The 19,851-nt window shown below is 61.7% G+C and carries 23 protein-coding genes; 9 read left to right on the top strand and 14 right to left on the bottom strand.

From position 1 onward, the window contains the following. Window positions 1–43: 43 nt before the first annotated feature. From SGN16_RS07410 to SGN16_RS07380, 7 genes are all read right to left on the bottom strand, one after another. Window positions 44–958, bottom strand: coding sequence for a biotin-dependent carboxyltransferase family protein (locus tag SGN16_RS07410; protein WP_335943623.1), 915 nt, complete (start codon window positions 956–958; stop codon window positions 44–46). Next, complete coding sequence (pxpB, locus tag SGN16_RS07405) at window positions 955–1,659, bottom strand: 5-oxoprolinase subunit PxpB (RefSeq protein WP_210643337.1); 705 nt, start codon at window positions 1,657–1,659, stop codon at window positions 955–957. The genes SGN16_RS07410 and pxpB overlap by 4 nt, the downstream gene beginning before the upstream one ends. Next, window positions 1,656–2,408 (bottom strand): 5-oxoprolinase subunit PxpA, encoded by a 753-nt coding sequence (locus tag SGN16_RS07400; protein ID WP_335943622.1) that lies wholly within the window; start codon window positions 2,406–2,408, stop codon window positions 1,656–1,658. Before SGN16_RS07400 ends, pxpB begins: the two co-directional genes overlap by 4 nt. A 63-nt stretch (window positions 2,409–2,471) precedes the next feature. After that, window positions 2,472–3,758: an MFS transporter gene (locus tag SGN16_RS07395; RefSeq protein ID WP_335943621.1), complete on the bottom strand. Its 1,287-nt coding sequence runs from the start codon at window positions 3,756–3,758 to the stop codon at window positions 2,472–2,474. Window positions 3,759–4,197: 439 nt separating this feature from the next. Then, window positions 4,198–4,740 carry a DUF2937 family protein gene (locus tag SGN16_RS07390; RefSeq protein ID WP_210643334.1) on the bottom strand — a complete coding sequence of 181 codons (543 nt, stop codon included), beginning with the start codon at window positions 4,738–4,740 and terminating at the stop codon, window positions 4,198–4,200. 12 nt (window positions 4,741–4,752) lie between these two features. Further along, on the bottom strand, window positions 4,753–5,529 hold the full coding sequence (locus SGN16_RS07385; protein WP_210643333.1) for a class II glutamine amidotransferase: 777 nt from the start codon (window positions 5,527–5,529) through the stop codon (window positions 4,753–4,755). Window positions 5,530–5,561: 32 nt separating this feature from the next. Next, the gene (locus tag SGN16_RS07380; RefSeq protein ID WP_210643332.1) at window positions 5,562–6,059 is read right to left on the bottom strand and encodes an MFS transporter; all 498 of its coding nucleotides are present in this window, start codon (window positions 6,057–6,059) and stop codon (window positions 5,562–5,564) included. A gap of 98 nt (window positions 6,060–6,157) precedes the next feature. Here SGN16_RS07380 and SGN16_RS07375 point away from each other — a divergent pair, with 98 nt between their 5' ends. Then, the gene (locus SGN16_RS07375) at window positions 6,158–8,212 is read left to right on the top strand and encodes a S9 family peptidase (RefSeq protein ID WP_210643331.1); all 2,055 of its coding nucleotides are present in this window, start codon (window positions 6,158–6,160) and stop codon (window positions 8,210–8,212) included. Window positions 8,213–8,365: 153 nt separating this feature from the next. Then, complete coding sequence (locus tag SGN16_RS07370; protein ID WP_335943620.1) at window positions 8,366–8,839, top strand: cyclic nucleotide-binding domain-containing protein; 474 nt, start codon at window positions 8,366–8,368, stop codon at window positions 8,837–8,839. Between the two features lie 56 nt (window positions 8,840–8,895). Here the strand turns inward: SGN16_RS07370 and SGN16_RS07365 are convergent, their stop codons facing one another. Next, window positions 8,896–9,183 (bottom strand): hypothetical protein, encoded by a 288-nt coding sequence (locus tag SGN16_RS07365; protein ID WP_210643329.1) that lies wholly within the window; start codon window positions 9,181–9,183, stop codon window positions 8,896–8,898. 75 nt (window positions 9,184–9,258) lie between these two features. Here SGN16_RS07365 and SGN16_RS07360 point away from each other — a divergent pair, with 75 nt between their 5' ends. The 4 genes from SGN16_RS07360 to SGN16_RS07345 all read left to right on the top strand — a co-directional run bounded on the left by SGN16_RS07360 (window position 9,259) and on the right by SGN16_RS07345 (window position 13,082). Further along, window positions 9,259–9,945, top strand: coding sequence for a hypothetical protein (locus SGN16_RS07360; RefSeq protein ID WP_335943619.1), 687 nt, complete (start codon window positions 9,259–9,261; stop codon window positions 9,943–9,945). 48 nt (window positions 9,946–9,993) lie between these two features. Then, window positions 9,994–10,368, top strand: a complete 375-nt coding sequence (locus SGN16_RS07355; RefSeq protein ID WP_335943618.1) for a YajD family HNH nuclease — start codon at window positions 9,994–9,996, stop codon at window positions 10,366–10,368. Between the two features lie 300 nt (window positions 10,369–10,668). Beyond that, window positions 10,669–10,920, top strand: a complete 252-nt coding sequence (locus SGN16_RS07350; protein ID WP_335943617.1) for a DUF2933 domain-containing protein — start codon at window positions 10,669–10,671, stop codon at window positions 10,918–10,920. Between the two features lie 56 nt (window positions 10,921–10,976). Beyond that, complete coding sequence (locus tag SGN16_RS07345; RefSeq protein WP_335943673.1) at window positions 10,977–13,082, top strand: copper-translocating P-type ATPase; 2,106 nt, start codon at window positions 10,977–10,979, stop codon at window positions 13,080–13,082. Window positions 13,083–13,159: 77 nt separating this feature from the next. Here the strand turns inward: SGN16_RS07345 and SGN16_RS07340 are convergent, their stop codons facing one another. Further along, window positions 13,160–13,492: a DUF2790 domain-containing protein gene (locus tag SGN16_RS07340; RefSeq protein WP_210643324.1), complete on the bottom strand. Its 333-nt coding sequence runs from the start codon at window positions 13,490–13,492 to the stop codon at window positions 13,160–13,162. A gap of 184 nt (window positions 13,493–13,676) precedes the next feature. On the opposite strand from SGN16_RS07340, the gene SGN16_RS07335 reads away from it, so the two are divergent. After that, window positions 13,677–14,147, top strand: coding sequence for an RNA methyltransferase (locus SGN16_RS07335; protein ID WP_003198862.1), 471 nt, complete (start codon window positions 13,677–13,679; stop codon window positions 14,145–14,147). A 77-nt stretch (window positions 14,148–14,224) separates the two neighbouring features. Then, window positions 14,225–14,602, top strand: a complete 378-nt coding sequence (locus SGN16_RS07330) for a DUF2892 domain-containing protein (RefSeq protein WP_210643323.1) — start codon at window positions 14,225–14,227, stop codon at window positions 14,600–14,602. Window positions 14,603–14,725: 123 nt separating this feature from the next. Here the strand turns inward: SGN16_RS07330 and SGN16_RS07325 are convergent, their stop codons facing one another. Beyond that, window positions 14,726–15,955, bottom strand: a complete 1,230-nt coding sequence (locus SGN16_RS07325) for a hypothetical protein (RefSeq protein WP_210643322.1) — start codon at window positions 15,953–15,955, stop codon at window positions 14,726–14,728. A 32-nt stretch (window positions 15,956–15,987) separates the two neighbouring features. Further along, window positions 15,988–16,437: a YcgN family cysteine cluster protein gene (locus SGN16_RS07320; RefSeq protein WP_210643321.1), complete on the bottom strand. Its 450-nt coding sequence runs from the start codon at window positions 16,435–16,437 to the stop codon at window positions 15,988–15,990. Window positions 16,438–16,597: 160 nt separating this feature from the next. Here SGN16_RS07320 and SGN16_RS07315 point away from each other — a divergent pair, with 160 nt between their 5' ends. Continuing rightward, a complete protein-coding gene (locus SGN16_RS07315; RefSeq protein WP_210643320.1) occupies window positions 16,598–17,191 on the top strand; it encodes a nitroreductase family protein in 594 nt (197 codons plus the stop codon). A 114-nt stretch (window positions 17,192–17,305) separates the two neighbouring features. Here SGN16_RS07315 and SGN16_RS07310 read toward each other — a convergent pair whose 3' ends face one another. The 3 genes from SGN16_RS07310 to rnd form a co-directional block, all read right to left on the bottom strand. Further along, a complete protein-coding gene (locus SGN16_RS07310) occupies window positions 17,306–18,238 on the bottom strand; it encodes a D-2-hydroxyacid dehydrogenase (RefSeq protein WP_210643319.1) in 933 nt (310 codons plus the stop codon). Between the two features lie 124 nt (window positions 18,239–18,362). Further along, window positions 18,363–18,656, bottom strand: a complete 294-nt coding sequence (locus SGN16_RS07305; RefSeq protein ID WP_210643318.1) for a YcgL domain-containing protein — start codon at window positions 18,654–18,656, stop codon at window positions 18,363–18,365. After that, window positions 18,653–19,786: a ribonuclease D gene (gene rnd / locus SGN16_RS07300; RefSeq protein ID WP_210643317.1), complete on the bottom strand. Its 1,134-nt coding sequence runs from the start codon at window positions 19,784–19,786 to the stop codon at window positions 18,653–18,655. Before rnd ends, SGN16_RS07305 begins: the two co-directional genes overlap by 4 nt. Window positions 19,787–19,851: the final 65 nt, after the last annotated feature.

Raw genomic sequence — 19,851 nt, 5'->3', positions numbered from 1 at the left:
GAGATCCCTTGTGGGAGCGAGCTTGCTCGCGATGCTTTTAGCGCTAGAGAAAACTACGCAAACACTCCACCTGCTGCCGATGCGCAACCTCCTGCACCACTGGCCTCAATCGCACCTGCGTCCCCGGCAGGCGTTGCGCCAGCCGGGCCAGGGCCAACGGCGTCAACGCACCCAGGCGTGGATAGCCGCCAATGGTTTGCCGGTCGTTGAGCAACACGATCGGCTGGCCGTCTGGCGGCACCTGCACAGCACCCAGGGGGATACCCTCGGAAATCATCGCCGGCCCCTGGTATTGCAGGGCCGTGCCGAGCAACCGAATGCCCATGCGATCGGCGCGGCTGTCCAGGGTCCAGGCGGTGTTGAACGCATCAAACAGGCTCTGCCCGCTGAACGCGCCATTCTGCGCACCGAGGATCAGATCCAGCGGCGAGTCCTGCTGAAAATCCGGAACAAGTGTGCGCGGCATCGGTCGAGGTGTCGCCAAGCCGCAATAGCTCAGGTGCGCACCGCGTTTCAACGGCCGCCCCAGTCCATCCAGGCCGCCAAGCTCTTCACGCACCACCGTCGAACGACTGCCCAGCACCGCCGGCGCTTCGAACCCGCCGGGGGCCGCGAGGTACGCCCGGGCGCCGAGCACCGGTTGGGTGAATACCAGGGTCTGACCTTGGCGCAGGCTAAAAAAGCGCCACGACGCTATCGGCTGCTCGTCCACCCGCGCTCCCAGATCCGCCCCGGCCAGGGCCAGCACGCAATCGTCTTCGGCCACCACCGTGAAACCGCCGAGGGTAATTTCCACCACCGCCGCGTTCGGGTCGTTGCCCAACATCCAATTGGCCCAGGCCATCGACAGCCAATCCGCCGCGCCGCCCTGGGTCACGCCCAAATGCCTGACGCCGAAACGCCCGGTGTCCTGCAACAGGCACAACGGTGTGCTGGCCTCGATCAATAAGCGGCTCATGCCTGGGCCTCCAGCGGTGTATCGTCGCCGCCCAGGGCGATGAATTCGGCGTGATCCACGGCGGCGAAACGCACCGTGTCACCAGGCTGCATCAGGCTGTAGCCGTCACGCGCGCGGTCGAACAGTTTGGCCGGGGTACGCCCGATCAGGTTCCAGCCACCGGGCGACACCACCGGGTACGCCGCAGTCTGGCGCTCGGCAATGCCGACGCTGCCCGCCGCCACGCGCTTGCGTGGCGTATCGAGGCGCGGTGCCGCCAGTGCTTCGTCCACCAGCCCCATGAAGGCGAATCCAGGGGCGAAGCCCAGGGCGAACACTTGATATTCGCGCTCGCTATGGCGACGGATCACCTGGGCGACCGTCAAGCCGCTGCGGCTCGCCAGCAGGTCTAGTTCGGGCCCGACACCGGAGTCGTACCACACCGGCAGCACGTGGCATTGGCCGGTAGAGCGGGCATCTGGTGAAAGATTATTCAGCGCCTCACCGATCAAGTCCCGGGCCTGGACCGGCGTCAGCGCCAACATATCGTAATGCACCATCAACGTGGTGTAGGACGGCACCAGATCGATCAGATGCTCGGCGAATACCGCTTTGAGCCGCGCACTGGCAGCAAGCATCCACGGCATGTTGGCCTCGGCGATTTCATCGAACAGGCGCACCATCAAGCAGTCCACTGCCACCACTTCCAAGCGTGGTTTCATGGTGCACTCTGCCGGTCCAGAGCTTCGCGGATACGTTGTACGGCCGCCACTGAACTGGCGTTGTCACCGTGCACGCACAAGGTATTGGCCTTCAGGTTCAGAGCGCTGCCGTCGCTGGCGGTCAACGCATCGCCACGGGCAATGGTCAGGGCCTGCCCGATGATGACCTCGGGATCATGATGCACAGCACCCGGCGCTTGCCGCGATACAAGACGACCGGCGCTGTCGTAGGCGCGATCGGCAAACGCTTCGAACCACAGGGTCAGGCCATATTCGTCGCCCAGGGCTTGCGCGGCGCTATTGTCCCGGGTCGCCATGAGCATCAGCGGCAGCGCCCGATCATAGGCGGCAACCGCCTGGATCACTGCACGCAGTTGCGCCGGATTGGCCATCATGTCGTTGTACATCGCGCCATGGGGTTTGACGTAGCTGACCCGCCCACCCTGGGCCCGGCAAATACCGTCGAGGGCGCCGATCTGGTAGTGCAGCAAATCCTGCAGTTCCTGGGCGCCATAGGCCATGGAGCGGCGGCCGAAGCCCGCCAGGTCCTGATAGGCCGGGTGCGCGCCGATCCGCACGCCGTGACTCAGGGCCAGGCTGACGGTCTTGCGCATGATGCTCGGGTCGCCGGCGTGAAAGCCGCAGGCGATGTTGGCGCAATCGATGAAGGGCATCACCTCGGCGTCCAGACCCATGGCCCAGTTGCCGAAGCTCTCGCCGATGTCGCAGTTCAATAGCAGGCGGCTCACGGTGAACGCTCCTGTAGGTTCTTTCTTCGTTTAACTGTGGGACATGTGCCCGCAGGTTATCAGTTACTCAGCTTCCAACTGCTTGCCTTGGGTTTCCGGCAGGCTTAGCGCCGCCAGTATCACCACGCCATAGGACACCGCCGCAAATGCGCCGATACCCACACTCAACGGCACTTTCTGGCTCAGCAAGCCGATCAATAGCGGGAACGTTGCCGCCAACGCCCGACCTATGTTGTAGCAAAAACCCTGGCCCGAACCGCGAATGCGTGTCGGGAACAGCTCGGTGAGGAACGAGCCCATGCCGCTGAACATGCCCGAGGCGAAGAAGCCCAGGGGAAAGCCCAGCCAGAGCATTACGTTATTGCTTACATGCAACTGGGTATACAGCAGCACAATGGTGAATGAACCGACTGCGTACAGGACGAAGTTCTTTTTCCGACCCAGGATGTCCGACAGATACGCACTGATGACATAACCGACGTAGGAACCGACGATTACCATTGCCAGATATCCACCGGTGCTCAACACGCTCAAGCCTCGCTCATTTTTCAGGAAAGTCGGCAACCAAGAGGTGATGGCGTAGTAGCCGCCCAGGGCACCGGTGGTCAGCAATGAGGCACGAAGGGTGGTGAAGAGTATGCCGGGGGCGAATATCTCGTAGAACTTCGCGGGATTGCTCGGTGTTTGCCGGGCCTTGGCCTGGCTATAGACTTCCGGATCCTTGACCAGGCGCCGGACGAATATCACGAACACCGCTGGGACAATGCCAAGGATAAACAAGGCGCGCCAGGCATCTTCCGGCGGCAATACCGAGAACAGCAGCGCATACAGAATCGCCGTCATCCCCCAACCCAGCGCCCAACCCGACTGCACCATGCCCACGGCCTTGCCGCGGTCCTTGGCGCGGATCACTTCGCCCATCAACACTGCGCCAGCGGTCCACTCGCCGCCGAAGCCAAAGCCCATCAGCGTGCGGGCGATCAACAGTTGTTCGTAATTCTGGGCAAAGCCGCACAGGAAGGTGAAGAAGGCGAACCACAGCACGGTCAGTTGCAACGTGCGCACTCGACCGATGCGGTCGGAAAGAATGCCTGCCACCCAGCCGCCAATGGCCGAAGCGATCAGGGTGCTGGTATGAATCAGCCCTGCCTGTCCGGTGGTAATGCCCCACATCGCGATCAGGGTCGGCACCACGAAGCTGAGCATCTGGGTGTCCATGCCATCCAGGGCGTAGCCGATCTTGCAGCTCCAGAAGGTGCGACGTTCCTGCTGGTTGATGTTGCGGTACCAATCGAACGGGCCGGAACGGGCCTGGGGTTTGGGGACGCCGAGCGTGTCGGGTGCACTCATGGTGGTTCTCCACGGTTTTATTGTTCTAAGCCTCGACGATGCACGTGGAGACCGGTGTCCAGATTCTTGAGCGCGCACGCGGTGGCGTCCAACGAATAAAACACCGGTTGGGTCATAAGAAAAAGTTGATTGGATACATCGGACGGTCTGACTGAACACTGTTGTGGCGAGGGATTTATCCGCTCGCCCCAAAAAGCCCTTCGACCCGAGGTGTATCGATCGTTCCTACGCTCCTGCGTGGGAATGTCGCCAGGGACGCTCCGCGTTCCGCTTCTGGAAGGTGACGCAGAGCGTCACGGGATGCATTTCCACGCAGAGCGTGGGAACGATCAAAAAACAGATATCTGTGGACGTCGTTCCAGCTCCCCGCGCGACAGCGTAGCGTTGAAGACGCGGCGGCCACTCCCTCGCCACAAAAGCCCATTGAGCAATCGTGTAGTCAGAGCCCGCGCAAATCCCGCTCTTCAATCGGCCGGCTCTGGCGCAGGCGCTTGCCGCCCAACACCACCCAGTCGATCAGGCGGAACAGGCATTCCAGGCCGAACGACAGCAACAAGGCGCCGCTGATGCCCCAGATCATCGCCTCGGGGGTCAGCAGGATCTGGTAGCTGTAGCCGTTCCAGGTTTCCTTGCGAATATCCGGATCGGCGGCCAGCGCCACTTGCAGCAAGCGGATGTACCACGGGCCTTGCATCGCCTGGAATTGCTTGTCCAAAGCCTGTTGGCGCACCAGCAGGGTGTTCAGGCTATCGGCATCGCTGCGAAAGATCGGGTCTTCGCTGGCGCGGTAATGGGCCACCAAGGCTTGCATGTCGCCCTTGAAGAACTGGTTGGCGGTGCCCTGGAAACCCTGCAGGCCGGCCTGCGCTTCGATCAAGTGCGCCTCGACCCGCTTGGCGTAATCACTGATGAAACCCGGCACCTGGACCCCAACCAGCAGGCCCACTGCGAACAACACCAACCGTAGATAACTGAGCAACATAACGTGACGTCCTTATTCGGTCTGGCCATGGCTGACGCATTCACCGCGCCGCCACAGGCTCCATTGGCCCGGTTCGTAGCGGGTCCAGGTTTCGTTTTCGGTCAAGGGTTCGGTGGCGATGACCGTGACCACGTCGTTGGGCGTGGTTTCGGCCTGGAAATCGACAATCACGTCCACGTCCTTGAGCCGCGCCGGACCGAACGGGGCGCGTCGGGTGATCTGGGCCAGTTTGGTCGAGCAGTAGCAGAACAGCCAGTCCCCGTCGCTCAGCAAACAGTTGAACACGCCCTTGCTGCGGTATTCGGCGCAGGCCTGGATCAAGGACGGCAGCAATTGCTCGACCTCCACCGGTTCCGGAAAAGCCTGGCGCACGCGGTTGAGCAGATCGCAGAACGCCGCTTCGCTGTCGGTATCGCCCACTGGCCGGTAGAAACTGACTTCAGGCTGGAAATCGGCGAGTTGGCCATTGTGGGCAAAACACCAGTTGCGCCCCCACAACTCACGCACGAACGGGTGCGTGTTGGACAGGCAAACCTTGCCGACGTTGGCCTGGCGGATGTGCCCGATCACCACTTCGCTCTTGATCGGATAGCGCTGTACCAGGTTCGCCACTTCCGACTCGCTGCTGGCCGCCGGGTCCTGGAACAGTCGCAGGCCACGGCCCTCATAGAAGGCGATGCCCCAGCCGTCGCGGTGCGGCCCGGTCTTGCCGCCACGCTGCATCAGTCCGGTGAAGCTGAACACGATGTCGGTCGGCACATTGGCGCTCATGCCCAATAACTCACACATGCTCGAACTCTCGCTTCAAAGGGCAGGCCTGGCTACAGACGTGGTTCTATACGCGAACGCTGGGGGTTGCTCGGCACTGGCGGGCGACCGTAGCGGTCATCACCAGCCACGCCGAACGGTGGCTCATCCTCGGGCTCATCGGCGGCAGCGGCGGCTTTTGCCGCGGCCGCCCGCTCCTTGCGAGCCTTGGCGGCACGCTCGATGGGGAAGCGGATCAGCACGAAAACCAAGTAGAGACCGAAGGCGATCATGCCGTACATGAGCAGATCGGAAGCCGCACGCCAGACGTTGTTGCCGACTTTGAACAGCACGTCCAGGGCAACAATGGCCAGGGCCGGGGCGACCTTTTCCTTCACCGGATCAACGATGGTAGGGCTGAACAGCAACACCGCCATCAGCAACCGCAGCGGCTCACGCAGCCAGCGCCACATCCAGCGGGTCATGCGCATCCATACCAACAGGCAGCCCACGGCGGCGAAGGCATAGAGGCCCCAGGCAATCAGATAGTCGTTCTCGGTCATGGTGTCCATGGCAAGGCAGGCAAATAGACGCTTATAGTAACGGCTTTTCGCTCGTCAGGCTGCCCCGGCATCTGCCGAGCTTTTCGTACAACGTTCGAGAGCCTTACATGTCCCTATCTGCCCACGTTACCAATGCCCCGATTGCCCACAGGGACGCCGGCGTTGACCCGTACGCCTGGCTGCAGGAGCGCGACACCGACGCCGTGCTCGACTACCTCAAGGCGGAAAACAGCTACCAAGAGGCGCAACTCGCCGATCAGGCTGGGCTGCGCGAAACCCTGTTCCAGGAAATCAAGGGCCGGATCCTCGAGACCGATCTGTCGCTGCCCTCGCCCTGGGGTCCGTACCTGTATTACACCCGCACCACGGCCGGTGACGAATACCCGCGCCACTACCGCTGCCCGCGCCCGGCCGATGACAGCCTGAGCGTGGATGAAAGCCGCGAACAGCTGCTGCTGGACCCGAATGCGTTGGCTGGCGGCGGCTTCTTCTCCCTCGGCGCCTTCAGTATCAGCCCCGACCACCAGCGTCTGGCCTATAGCCTGGACACCACGGGCGAAGAGATCTACACGCTGTTCGTGAAGGAATTGTCCAACGACAGGGTCAGCGAACTGTCCTTCGAACAGTGCGACGGCAGCATGACCTGGGCCAACGACAGCCTGACGCTGTTTTTCGGCGAGCTGGACGAGACCCATCGCCCCCACAAGCTCTGGCGCTATCGCCTGGATGGCACCGCCGCTGAAGAGGTGTTCCATGAAACGGACGGGCGCTTCTTCCTGCATTGCTACCGTTCAAGCTCCGAGCGGCAGTTGATCCTGTCCCTGGGCAGCAAGACCACCAGCGAAGTCTGGGTGCTCGACGCCACGCAGCCGCAACAGCCCTTCACCTGCCTGGCGCCACGCCTGGAAAACCATGAATACGACGTCGACCACGGCCTGCTCGACGGCCAATGGAGCTGGCTGATCCGCAGCAATCGCGACGGGATCAACTTTGCCTTGTACCAGGCCGCCGACACGGGCGTGGTACCGACCGAAGCCGACTGGCAGAACCTGATCCCCCACAGCGACACGGTGATGATCGACGGCCTGAGTCTGAACGCCGGGGCCATGACCCTGAGTCTGCGTGAAGGCGGCCTGCCGATCATCGAGGTTCACCCACAGGATCTGCCAGCGTATCGCGTGCAATTGCCGGACGCGGCCTACAGCCTGCACGTGCAGAACAGTCTGGAGTTCGTCAGCGACCGTATCCGCCTGCGCTACGAAGCCCTGAACCGCCCGGCGCAGATCCGCCAACTGGACCTGGCCAGCGGCGAACAGGTGGTCCTCAAGCAAACCCCGGTACTGGGCCCGTTCGACGCCGATGCCTACGTCAGCCAACGGCTTTGGGCGACGGCGCCGGACGGTACGCAGGTGCCCATCAGCCTGGTGGTCAAACGTGAAGCCCTCGGCCAACCGGTACCGCTGTATTTGTACGGCTATGGCGCCTATGGCGAAAGCCTCGACCCCTGGTTTTCCCATTCGCGGCTGAGCCTGCTCGACCGTGGCGTGGCGTTTGCCATCGCCCACGTGCGCGGCGGCGGTGAGCTGGGCGAAGCCTGGTACCGTGCCGGCAAGCAGGAACACAAGCACAACACCTTCAGCGACTTCATCGCCTGCGCCGAGCATTTGATCGCCAACGGTTTCACCACCGCCGAGCAACTGGCGATCAGCGGTGGCAGTGCCGGCGGCTTGCTGATCGGCGCGGTGCTCAATCAACGCCCGGAGCTGTTCAAGGTTGCGATTGCCGAAGTGCCGTTCGTCGATGTGCTCAACACCATGCTCGACCCGGACCTGCCATTGACCGTCACCGAATACGACGAATGGGGTAATCCCGAGGAGCCAGACGTTTATGATCGGATCCGGGCCTACGCGCCGTACGAAAACGTCAGCGCCCAGGCGTATCCGGCGCTGTTGGTGATCGCCGGTTACAACGACAGCCGCGTGCAGTATTGGGAAGCGGCCAAGTGGGTGGCGAAATTGCGCGCCACCAAGACCGATGACAACCCCTTGCTGCTCAAGACCGAACTGGGCGCTGGCCACGGCGGGATGAGCGGGCGTTACCAGGGATTGCGTGACGTAGCGCTCGAATATGCATTTGTTTTGAAGGTTTTGGGGTTGGGTTGAGGAACTCTGTGCAATGGCCGGGTCTTAGCTGCATGCGCAAGGCTCTGATGCAACCACAATAAAATGTGGGAGCAAGCTCGCTCCCACAAGGGATCTTCTTACATCCAGGCCAACCCGAAACCGCAACAGACACAAGAAAAAGACCGTGACGACATGTCAGAACCGACCCTATTGAACAACGAAATCCGCGACTGGTTGATGGACTGCGGCCTGTTCGACCAGTTGCTGCCCGTCGACTTTGCTGCAGCATCGGGATATTTCAGTATCAGCGCCATTGCCCAAGGCGAGGCGATTTTCCGCGAGGGCGATGCCGGCAGTTTCATGTGCATCATTCACACCGGACAGGTGGCCGTACAGAAAATCGGCCCCGATGGCCAACCCGTGACCATCGCCACGCTGCGCAGCGGCCGGGCATTCGGCGAGATGGCCGTGCTCGATGGCGAGCGGCGCTCGGCCAGTTGCATCGCCGCCAGTGATTGTCAGTTGCTGAACCTGGGCAAGGACTCTCTGGAAAAAATGCTCAACGACGCACCGAAGATCGCCGCCAAAATCATCCGCGCCCTGGCCGTCTCCCTGTCCAAACGCCTGCGCATGGCCGATGGGCAGTTGCTGTCGCAGCAGGTCTGACAGCAACCTTTGACCCTGTGGGAACACAGGCTTTCGTCATCCAAAGGATTTCAGGTCTACCCCCCCGGCGACTTGGCCCTCGGCGGTTGCTGCTCCATGCCCGGTATCGGCTGATCCTTGGGCGGCTTGGGCATTTCGATCGGTGGCAGCAACGGCGGCCCGCTACTTCCAGCGGCGGGCTTGGGTATGCCGTTGGGCGTAACCGGCGGGTACGGCATGGGCGTGGCGGTGCCAGGCGAACCGGGGATACTCGGTGGATTTACCGGAATCGTCGGCTGCTGGGCCTGCGCCCAACTTATCGAGAGCGCCGCCAGGGCAATGGCCGTTAGAATGATGCACTTCATCAATGGCTCCGTGGCTATTGTCTACCTTCAGGCTAGTCCTTACCGCGCCGGTTTGCCCCTTCCCATGAGATTTCCATGAAACGTTTCGCTCTGCTCGACACCACCCCCATTCCTGACAACGGCGGTGCCCTGTGCCTGTTCGAGTACGGCGAAGACTTCGTCATCAAGATCCAGGGCGGTGACGGCGGGCAGTTGATGAACACCCGCATGCATGGTTCCGAAGACGCCCTGGCAGAAATTCCCTGCCGCAAGGTCGCCGGTCGCCCTGGCTCGCGCGTGCTGATCGGTGGCTTGGGCATGGGGTTTACCCTCGCCTCGGCCCTCAAACACCTGGGCAAAACTGCCGAAGTGGTGGTGGCCGAACTGGTACCAGGCGTGGTGGAGTGGAACCGCGGCCCCCTCGGTGAAAAGGCCGGGCGGCCGCTGTCGGACCCGCGCACCGTGATCCGCCTGGAAGACGTGGCCAAAGTGCTGCAAGCCGAACCCCAGGGTTTCGATGCGATCATGCTGGATGTCGACAACGGCCCCGAAGGCCTGACCCAGAAAGCCAACAGTTGGCTGTATTCGACCGGTGGCCTGGCCGCATGTGCCAAGGCCCTGCGGCCCAAGGGCGTGCTGGCGGTGTGGTCAGCCAGCGCTGACCGGCAGTTTTCCGACAAGTTGAAGAAAGCCGGTTTCAAGGCCGAAGAGGTGCAGGTGTTCGCCCATGGCAACAAAGGCACCCGCCACACCATCTGGATTGCCGAGAAACTCAAGGGCTGAGCTAAACTCTGTCCAACCGTCATCAGTCTTTTCTACAAAGGTGAACCCATGAGTTCGTCAATGCCTCCATCCAACACCGCCAAGCTGGACCGCATCCTCGCCGATGCCCAGCGTGACCGGGAAATGGGCTACCGCGACAAAGCCCTGAAAATGTACCCCCATGTCTGCGGTCGCTGCGCCCGTGAGTTTTCCGGCAAGCGCCTGAGCGAGTTGACCGTTCACCACCGCGACCACAACCACGACAACAACCCGCAGGACGGTTCCAACTGGGAACTGCTGTGCCTGTACTGCCACGACAACGAACACTCGCGCTACACCGACCAGCAATACTTCGGCGACGGCTCCCTGAGCACCCCGAAAATCGCCAAGGCGACCCACAACCCCTTCGCTGCGCTGGCCGGGCTGATGAAGAAAGACGAATAGTCAGCCATTGCGGCGAGCGGTTTTACTTGCGCAGCAACGTTTGCGCCACAGGTAAAATCCCTCGCCACAAGTGGCCTACTCCACTGTGCAGCGGCTGCCTGTGCCGCTTTCATGGGCCCCGCTGACAAATCTGCAATGTCCCCGTCAGGTCGCTGACAGCTCCGCACCTTTAGCATGCCCGTTACTTCCCTCATTTACAGGCGAAGTAAGCCACGGTTGATGAATATCAATCTGCCAAAGCACGCCCTGCCTATGCTGTGGCTATGGGTGGCGGCTCGCCCGGCCTGAAGGAGCGATACCATGAACACTCATCAACCCCCATCTGCTGGCACAACGCCCTTCTGGCGGAACAAGACCGGCATTGTATTGATCATGTTGTTGGCCATCGGCCTCTTCTATCTGGCGCGAGAACACTTCAGCCACATCGCGGGGAATTGGCCGTACCTGATTCTCCTGATGTGTCCCTTGATGCATGTCTTCGGACACGGCCATGGCAGTCATGGACGACATGGCGAACCACCCGTCAACCGCAGGGATCAGGAAGGCCCCTAACCATGTCCGACACTCCCGTGCACCTTCACCACAGCGCTGCAGCGCTCAGCGGCGACATGACGACCGAATACACCTGTCCCATGCACCCGGAAATACGCCAGCCCAGCCCCGGCACCTGCCCCAAGTGCGGCATGACGCTGGAGCCGGTGATGCCCGCACTGGAAGAAGAGGACAATCCAGAACTCAAGGACTTCACCCGCCGCTTCTGGTGGTCCCTGCCGTTGACGGTGATCGTCACCGTGCTTGCCATGGCGGGGCACGCCTTGTCGCTGTTTCACGGTGAAACGCAAAATCTCGTCGAGTTTTTCCTGGCGACGCCCGTGGTCCTGTGGGCAGGCTGGCCGTTTTTTGTGCGGGGAGTGGCGTCCGTTCACCAGCGTAGCCCGAACATGTGGACCCTGATTGGCCTGGGCACCGCGGCGGCCTATCTCTACAGTGTCGCAGCCACGTTTTGGCCTGGAGGATTTCCCGCCACATTCATGCAAGAGGGGCGAATCGGCGTCTACTTTGAAGCCGCCGCGGTGATCATCTCCCTCACGTTGCTGGGGCAGATGCTGGAGCTCAAAGCTCGCTCGCAGACGTCGGCCGCCATCAAGTCGCTGCTGGGGCTGTCGCCCAAAACCGCGCGCCGGATCAATTCCGATGGCCAGGAACAAGACATCCCCCTGACCCACGTCCATCAGGGTGACCACCTGAGGATCAGGCCCGGTGAGAAGGTCCCGGTCGATGGTACGGTGCTCGAAGGGGAAAGTGCCGTTGACGAGTCGATGCTCACCGGCGAGCCGGTTCCGGTGATCAAACGCGCCGGGGACAGCCTGATCGGTGCCACGATCAACACCCATGGCAGCTTGGTGATGACGGCGCAGAAGGTCGGCGCCGAGACCGTCCTGGCGCAGATTGTTCAGATGGTCGCCCGGGCCCAGCGCTCGAAAGCCCCTATGCAGCGCATGGCCGACGTGATCGCTGGTTATTTCGTCATGGGGGTGATTGCCATCGCCGTACTGACCTTTTTCGGCTGGGGACTGCTAGGTCCCGAACCTGGCTGGGTCTTCGGGCTGATCAATGCCGTCGCCGTGCTGATCATTGCCTGCCCCTGTGCGTTGGGGCTCGCAACCCCCATGTCGATCATGGTGTCCACCGGCAAGGCCGCCAGCCTGGGCGTGCTTTTCCGGGACGCCAGCGCCATCGAGAACTTGTGCAAGATCGACACGCTGATCGTCGATAAGACCGGCACCCTGACCGAAGGGCGCCCGGCCTTTCACAGCGTGAAAGCCACCCAGGGCTTCGATGACCGCCAGGTGCTGCTGTTGGCCGCCAGCCTCGACCAAGGCAGCGAACATCCCCTGGCCCACGCCATCGTCGATCACGCACGATCCGAGCACCTTGAACTGATCAAGCCTGCGTCATTTGAATCCGGCAGTGGCATCGGTGTCAGTGGCCTGGTGGACGGCAAGCGGGTCCACTTGGGCAATACCGCCCTGATGGACGCCGCCCGTATCAACGTCAGCCCATTGCAACAACAGGCCGAACAGCTACGCGCCCAAGGCATCAGCATTATCTACATGGCGGTCGACGGCGTGCTGGCCGGGCTGCTGGCCGTCTCGGACCCGGTCAAGCCGACCTCCAGGGAAGCGGTCAACCGGCTCAAGGCTCACGACATAAAAATCATCATGGCCACCGGCGACGGCCTCACCACTGCACGCGCCGTGGCCAGGGAGATGGGCATTGAAGAGGTCCATGGCGAAGTCAAACCCGAGGACAAGGAGCGCCTGGTGGCGGACCTGCAGCGCGATGGCCGCCAGGTCGCGATGGCGGGTGACGGAATAAACGACGCACCCGCCTTGGCTCGGGCGGACGTAGGCATTGCCATGGGGACAGGCACGGATGTCGCAATGAACAGCGCCCAACTGACCTTGGTAAAAGGCGATTTGATGGGGATCTTGCGGGCCCGCACCCTTTCGGTGGCAACCGTTAGAAACATGCGCCAGAACCTCGGCTTTGCCTTCCTCTACAACTCGATGGGTATTCCGTTGGCTGCCGGCCTGCTGTATCCCCTGACCGGTCACTTGCTCTCGCCCATGATTGCCGCTATCGCCATGAGCGTGAGTTCGGCATCGGTGGTGTTCAATGCCTTGAGGTTGCGTAACACGCCAGCGCAATAATCCGGCGCACATAAAAAACAGGCGCCACCAGGGCGCCTGACCGTCTCAAAACCAAAGGAGAACAAACGAGACGGTAATCAGCCGCCATTCGGACAGTTATCACCCAGGAGCCTATATTCCACGGTATTGAGCTTGCCGTTCGAGTCTTCGTAAGTCATGCGCGACGGTCCGACACCACAGCCTTTATTGGCCGGTGTGACGCTCACCACTTTTTTTACATCGAGTTTCATGCCGTATTCGTAATGAACGATTTCGGCGACGGCTTTGCCGTTTTCGGCGGCGTATTGCGCCATGGCTTGTTGATTGTTCTGGATCATCCGGCCATAAACCCGGTCACCTCCTCCTTCCGCCAAGGCAAGGGAAGAAAGGGACAGGATCGAAACGGCGAGCAAGGCATCAAGGGTCTTCATGAGCAACTCCGGCAGTCATTTGTCAGGCAAACCATAACGACTGGCGCCTTTCACGACGCTGGCGGGGACGTTACCGATTGGTCAGGTTCGTGAAGAGGTAACCGACCATCAGCCCCCACTCACAAACTGAACACGTAGCCCCATTCCCCGTATAATCGCGCCTTTTCCCAAAGGCACTCTGTCCGTGGCCAACAAACGCTATAGCTGCATCGGTCTGTTCAACCCCAAGTCACCGGAAAACGTCGGTTCGGTCATGCGTGCCGCCGGCTGCTACGGCGTGGCGTCGGTGTTCTACACCGGCAAGCGTTACGAGCGTGCCGCCGACTTCGTCACCGACACCAAGAAAGTCCACTACGACATCCCGCTGATTGGCATCGACGACCTGAAGAAGATCCTGCCCCTGGGTTGCGTACCGGTGGCCGTGGAACTGGTGGAGGGCGCTCGTCCCTTGCCCGAATACACGCACCCGGACCGGGCGTTGTACATCTTCGGCCCCGAGGACGGTTCGCTGGATAAAGACATTCGCGATTGGTGCGAGGACGTGGTGTACATCCCCACCACCGGCTGCATGAACCTGGCCGCCACAGTCAACGTCGTGCTGTACGACCGAATGGCCAAAGGCAACAACACTCGTTCGGGGCCGCAATTCCGCTGATCGGTGCACAATTGGATTGAACAAGGGAATCGCTCGGGCAGTCAGTTTTATACCAATCCCCACACTGGAGACAGATCATGAGCGATAACAACCCGTTCGAGCCGATTGAGACCACCCCTTTCCAATCTCATCCGCCACAAAACGTGCATGGCTGGGAGCGCATTGGCTCACTGGCTGGCGGTGTACTGATGATGGGCAAGGGCTTGCGCCGTGGCGGTGTGATCGGTCTGGCTCAACTGGCTTTCGGCGGCATGGCCCTGGCACGGGGTATCACCGGGCATTGTTCGGCCAAGGCTCTGCTGGAAAAGAATCGTCAGCATCTGAACAGCGCCCGCGCCCGCATCGAGCAGGCCGGTGATGAGCTGAGCCGCCTGAAGGCCAATGCCGAGGCGGCGACCGGTACGGCTACGGTGACGGGGAATGATTCGTTGGATTCGCCGAAGGTTGGGCTTTGATTCTTGTAGCGCTGCTGATGGCTCATCGCGAGCCAGCTCGCTCCCACACTGGATCTTTGGTGCACACACTATTTGTGTACGACATCGATCAATGTGGAAGCGAGCTTGCTCGCGATGACGGTGTCACTGAAGTAACCGAGTATCCAGCACAGTAGAGCTCCCCTCCAGGATGCTTTCACTGAGCTGCACAAACTCCTTGGTGTCGATCGTTTCCAGGCGCATCGCCCCTTGCAACACATCATCCAGCGAACGCTTGTTACGGGTTTTCAAGCGGATCTCGCGGTCCAGCTCCTGTAGCAGCAATACCGCCTTGGCTACCACCGCAGGGCCGACCTGCTCGCCGCGCAAGGTGGTGACCCCCTTGCTGTCGCGGGCGAGCCGATCATTGAGGACCTGATAGCGCTCATCACTCATGCCGCCGGCACGGCGCAGCAGTTCGATGGCGTAGTACTCGGTCAACCCCTCGCTGATCCAGTCGCTACGATCATGGTCGTTGACACGCGCCAGCGCCTGCACCAATTCGCGCAACAACGGGCTACCGCCCCGTTCGCTGACCAGAGGCGCACGGCTGTGCAGATAAATCGAGTCATGCCCGGCCTGCGCACCACGCCACATCGGATCGCCCGCACCGACAATCAGCAGCTTGGCAGGATGACGCGGCACCAGCGCTTGTACCTGCGGCCAGACAAAAGTCAGCAGCGTCAGCACATCCATCCGGCGCATGCCCTGGCCTCGGGGCGAGGCCACCGTGACTTCGGTCTCGCCCAGGCGTGTACGACGGCTGCCCAGTTTGCCGGCGAGCATCCAGCCCGTGGGACGGTCGAACAGCCGCGAGGGGTTGTCGATGCGAAAGCGTTGCTTGCCGATGCGTGGCCAGGGCGTTTCGATGCTTTTCCAGCCAGCAGGCAATTCAACTTCCAGACGGGCAACCAGTTCGACGCCATCCTGCTGATCGAGCTTGGCCGACGGCACCAGGTCGTCACCGCGCAGCAAGGCCCAGCCTGGGGTCATGCGGGCCTCGAAAGTGCCCGCCTTACGGGCCTGGCTGATGCGCACGCGGTAGCTCAGGCTCGCCTTGTCGGCAGCCGGGCGCCATACGCCTCGCGCGTCTTTGCCCGGCGTGAGCTGCCATAGACCGTCAGCCTTGAAGTCGCTGTAGCGGCTGCCGTTGCCGAGGTCGAAATCCAGGCTGCGCACCGCCGAACCCCGGGCCAAGGTCAGGCGTACTTCAGCCTGATCGCTCTGCGGCAACAGATGCACGTGATAATCCAGGTCAACTTTCTGCGCCGCCCACAGTGGCCCGCACATCACCAGCAGCCCGGCCGCCAGCATTCGTTTCAATCCTGCAGCCATGGGTTCTCCCTGGTAGTGCTTCGCCTGGTCACTCAGCCGGCGCGAAAAATCAGATGATCTTCCCAATCCTCTTCGGGCACGCTGCCTTCGGCCAGCATACGCCCGGACTGGGAAATACGTTCGTGGTGCACGGCATCGCGGTCGCCGCAGACCAGGTGGTGCCACAACGGCAAGTCCTTGCCCTCGCTGACCAGCCGATAGCCACAGGTCGGTGGCAGCCACTTGAACTCATCGGCTTTGCCCGGCGTGAGCTGGATGCAGTCGGGGACAAAGTCGCGACGGTTGGGATAGTCGGTGCACTGGCAGGTTTTCAGGTCCAGCAATTTGCAGGCGATGCGCGTGTAATAGACGCTGTTGTCGTCTTCGTCTTCGAGCTTCTGCAGGCAGCACAGGCCACAGCCGTCGCACAGTGATTCCCACTCCTGCGGATCGAGCTGATCGAGGGTTTTGCGTATCCAGAACGGTTCGACTTTGGCGGCCATGGCTCGAGCATCAACATCAGGTGGTGAAAAGGCCGACAGTCTAGTGCCGGGGCCTCTTCAGGCCAAGCGTTGGCGACTGTCGGTAAGTGGGGGCTTGTCAGGCCGGACGCCGGGACGTAGGTTGCTTCATCCACTTTCCCGACCCCGTCAAGGTAAACCCATGAGCGCCAATCCCCGCATTGCCGATTACGCTATCCACCCGCAGTTCATCGAACGCTGGTCGCCCCGCGCCTTCACCGGCGAGAGCATTGCCGAAGAAACCCTGCTGGGCTTTTTCGAAGCCGCACGCTGGGCACCGTCGGCCTATAACTCGCAGCCGTGGCGCTTCCTGTATGCGCGCCGCGACACACCGAACTGGGAGCGCTTTTTGGGCCTGCTCAATGAATTCAACCGCGGCTGGGCCCAACACGCCTCGGCATTGGTGATCATTGTTTCGAAAACCACCTTCGCCGTGCCCGGCGCCACCGAAGAAACCCCCGCGCAGTCCCATACCTTCGACACGGGCGCGGCCTGGGGCCACCTGGCGCTGCAAGCCAGCCTCAGCGGCTGGCACACCCACGGCATGGCCGGTTTCGACCAGGAACTGACCCGCAAAGAACTGAAGATCCCGCAAGGCTATGCCCTGCACGCGGCCGTGGCGATCGGCAAGCTGGGGGACAAATCGACACTGGCCGAGTACCTCCAGGCCCGCGAAACTCCAAGCCCGCGCCGGCCGTTGAGCGAGCTGGTGGCGGAAGGCGATTTCAGCCTCTAAACATGTGGGAACGAGCTTGCTCGCGATGGCGCCGGGTCAGCCAACATTGGCGTCGACTGACCCACCGCTATCGCGAGCAGGCTCGCTCCCACAATGGTTCACACTGGGTCGGGTTCAGTAGCCCCGGGTGAAATCCACTTCCCCGCGCAGTGCTTCGCCAGCCTGATAAGCCCGCAGGTTTTCCAGGAACAACTGCACCATCATCGTCGGTGATGTCGGGGCCGAACTATGACCGGTCAACAGCAAGCCCCAGGCGGTCCAGAATGGATGACGCTGCGGCAGCGGTTCCTGGCGGCAAACGTCGATCACTGCGCCGGCCAGATGCCCTTCTTTCAAGGCTTGCACCAGATCCGCATCCACCACTGCCACGCCGCGCCCGACATTGATGAACAGTCCGGTTGGCTTGAATTGCTTGAACAACGCCGCGTCGTATACATCATGGGTATTGGGCGTGTTGGGCAGCAGGTTGATAACGTAATCCACCTCGCCAACCAGACGCGGCAGATCCGTCAGCGCCCCGACCTCGATGAAAGGCGCCAACTCCCGGGCTTCACTGGCAATGCCATACAGCTGCACGCCAAACGGCACAAGGAACTGCGCCACGCGCTGGCCAATATCGCCGGTCCCGACGATCAACACCTTGCGCCCGGCCAAGCCTTGCCCCTGGCGGTTGTCCCACTTGCGCTCGACCTGGCTGACCAGCCGCGCCAACACCTCGCGCTCATGGCCGAGCATGTAGGTCAGCACGTACTCGGCCATCACCTGGCCGAAAATGCCCACCGCACGGGTCAGGCGGTAATTGCGCGTCAAGCCCTCGGCCAGCAGCGGCGTAATGCCCGCCCAGGTCGATTGCAGCCAGAGAGGACGATGGCCTTGGCGTAACAGGGTGGCCAGCAGATCCGGCTGGCCAAGCCAGACCGGGCAGTCGGTGGCCAGTCGCGACAGTTCGGCGGAGTCGCCGCTGGTCAGGACTTCGAGATCGGGTGCAGCCTGACGCAAAAGCTGGGCGTACACCGGGTGGTCGTGTTCGGCAATCAGAACGCGCATGAATCAAACCTTTCAAAAACAATGCAGAGAACCGCCGACAGAGTGTCGCTCCATCCAGGCGGTCATCGCCAATAAACCATTCCAGTGTTTCAAGAGCCCCCAGGACGGGGGCCCCGGGGAATCCTCAGACCGGGTCGTTGCGGCGCAGCAACTCTTCGGGCAAATGTTCGATGTACTCGTCTTCAGGCGGTGGCATTTGCAGGTGATAACCCTGGGTGTCGAGGTTTTCCAGCACTTTGCCGATGTCTTCCCGGGACAGTTCCCGCTCGGGGCTCAGCACCAGGTCGAAGGCATGGATCGCCTTGCCAAAGGCAGCCATCAGGGGCTCCGGCACACGCTTCAAGGCATCGCTCTTGAGCACATACAGGTACATCTCGTTTTTCTTCGAGCTTCGGTAGATGGAGCAGATACGTTTCAAGGCTGTTCTCCGGCAGTGGCCAGGCTGTCCAGCAGCGCCTGGCCCATCAATTCGCGGCGCCAGCCACGCAGCGAATCGGGCAATTGGTAAGGGCCCTCGGGGAAGCCGCTCTTGATCAGCGCTTCGAGGGTTTTCTTGCGTAGCATCAGCTCAGGGGCAATCTCCAGGCGCTCGGCTTCAGCCTGCCCCAGCGCCTTGAGGCGCTTGACCAGTGTCGAGGCCTCGATGGGCAACGGCTCGGCCACCGCTGGCGGCCATTGCTCGGGCGACACGCTGGCGGCACGCTGGATCAGGTCCAGTAGAAACTCACCATCCTGGCGCACGGTGCGCGGGTGCATATCTTCGATTTTCGCCAAGGCGCCGAGGTTATCCGGCTGCGTGCGGGCCAGGGGCCATAGCGAATGCTCGCGGATGATGCGATTGCGCGGCACGTCACGGGCGCGCGCCTCGCGCTCGCGCCAGGCACACAGTTCCCGCAGCACGGCCAGTTGGGCACGGGACAGCTTCCAAGCCAGCTTGGCCTCGCGGTACACCTCATAGGGGTCGACTTCGCGACGCAGGTTGGCCACCAGTTCGGCGCCATCCTCCAAGACCCAGCTGTATTTTTCGTCGGAAAGCTTCGGGCGCAGTTGTACGAAAACTTCCGCTAGATGCACCGCATCTTCAGCCGCGTAGCTGATCTGCGTTTCGGACAGGGGCCGCTGCAACCAGTCGGAGCGAGTCTCGCCCTTGGGCAATTCGATCCCCAGCACTTCCTGCACCAACCGCGAATAGCCCATGGAGAAGCCCAGGTTCAGGTAGGCAGCGGCCAGTTGGGTATCGAACAGCGGCGCGGGCAGGCTGCCCGTCAGGCGCAACAACACTTCAAGGTCTTCACTGCAGGCGTGCAGCACTTTGAGCACCGCCGGATTCTCCAGCAGCGCGGCCAGAGGTTGCCAGTTGTCGATGGTCAAGGGGTCGATCAGGTAGGCACGTTTGCCGTCGCCGATCTGCAGCAAACCGGCAATCGGATAAAAGGTGTCGACCCGCATGAATTCGGTGTCGAGGGCGACGAATGGCAACTGCTGCCATTCGGCGCAAAACTGACCGAGGCTATCGTTGTCGCGAATCCAGTGAATATCGATGGCCACACGGCTCTCCCTTGAAGAATGGCGCGCAGTATATATCGCCGCCGGCGATTGCGAGCATCCATAGA

It is taken from the genome of Pseudomonas sp. G166 (assembly GCF_037027455.2).
Lineage (GTDB): Bacteria > Pseudomonadota > Gammaproteobacteria > Pseudomonadales > Pseudomonadaceae > Aquipseudomonas.
Note: the sequence above shows the minus strand (reverse complement) of the source record. Positions and strands in the feature narration are given on the sequence as shown.

Excerpts from the sequence above, each read along its gene's own strand:
- SGN16_RS07410 (WP_335943623.1), bottom strand. The coding sequence starts at position 958 with ATGAGCCGCTTATTGATCGAGGCCAGCACACCGTTGTGCCTGTTGCAG.
- pxpB (WP_210643337.1), bottom strand. The coding sequence starts at position 1,659 with ATGAAACCACGCTTGGAAGTGGTGGCAGTGGACTGCTTGATGGTGCGC.
- SGN16_RS07395 (WP_335943621.1), bottom strand. The coding sequence starts at position 3,758 with ATGAGTGCACCCGACACGCTCGGCGTCCCCAAACCCCAGGCCCGTTCC.
- SGN16_RS07390 (WP_210643334.1), bottom strand. The coding sequence starts at position 4,740 with ATGTTGCTCAGTTATCTACGGTTGGTGTTGTTCGCAGTGGGCCTGCTG.
- SGN16_RS07385 (WP_210643333.1), bottom strand. The coding sequence starts at position 5,529 with ATGTGTGAGTTATTGGGCATGAGCGCCAATGTGCCGACCGACATCGTG.
- SGN16_RS07380 (WP_210643332.1), bottom strand. The coding sequence starts at position 6,059 with ATGGACACCATGACCGAGAACGACTATCTGATTGCCTGGGGCCTCTAT.
- SGN16_RS07375 (WP_210643331.1), top strand. The coding sequence starts at position 6,158 with ATGTCCCTATCTGCCCACGTTACCAATGCCCCGATTGCCCACAGGGAC.
- SGN16_RS07370 (WP_335943620.1), top strand. The coding sequence starts at position 8,366 with ATGTCAGAACCGACCCTATTGAACAACGAAATCCGCGACTGGTTGATG.
- SGN16_RS07365 (WP_210643329.1), bottom strand. The coding sequence starts at position 9,183 with ATGAAGTGCATCATTCTAACGGCCATTGCCCTGGCGGCGCTCTCGATA.
- SGN16_RS07360 (WP_335943619.1), top strand. The coding sequence starts at position 9,259 with ATGAAACGTTTCGCTCTGCTCGACACCACCCCCATTCCTGACAACGGC.
- SGN16_RS07355 (WP_335943618.1), top strand. The coding sequence starts at position 9,994 with ATGAGTTCGTCAATGCCTCCATCCAACACCGCCAAGCTGGACCGCATC.
- SGN16_RS07350 (WP_335943617.1), top strand. The coding sequence starts at position 10,669 with ATGAACACTCATCAACCCCCATCTGCTGGCACAACGCCCTTCTGGCGG.
- SGN16_RS07345 (WP_335943673.1), top strand. The coding sequence starts at position 10,977 with ATGACGACCGAATACACCTGTCCCATGCACCCGGAAATACGCCAGCCC.
- SGN16_RS07340 (WP_210643324.1), bottom strand. The coding sequence starts at position 13,492 with ATGAAGACCCTTGATGCCTTGCTCGCCGTTTCGATCCTGTCCCTTTCT.
- SGN16_RS07330 (WP_210643323.1), top strand. The coding sequence starts at position 14,225 with ATGAGCGATAACAACCCGTTCGAGCCGATTGAGACCACCCCTTTCCAA.
- SGN16_RS07325 (WP_210643322.1), bottom strand. The coding sequence starts at position 15,955 with ATGGCTGCAGGATTGAAACGAATGCTGGCGGCCGGGCTGCTGGTGATG.
- SGN16_RS07320 (WP_210643321.1), bottom strand. The coding sequence starts at position 16,437 with ATGGCCGCCAAAGTCGAACCGTTCTGGATACGCAAAACCCTCGATCAG.
- SGN16_RS07315 (WP_210643320.1), top strand. The coding sequence starts at position 16,598 with ATGAGCGCCAATCCCCGCATTGCCGATTACGCTATCCACCCGCAGTTC.
- SGN16_RS07310 (WP_210643319.1), bottom strand. The coding sequence starts at position 18,238 with ATGCGCGTTCTGATTGCCGAACACGACCACCCGGTGTACGCCCAGCTT.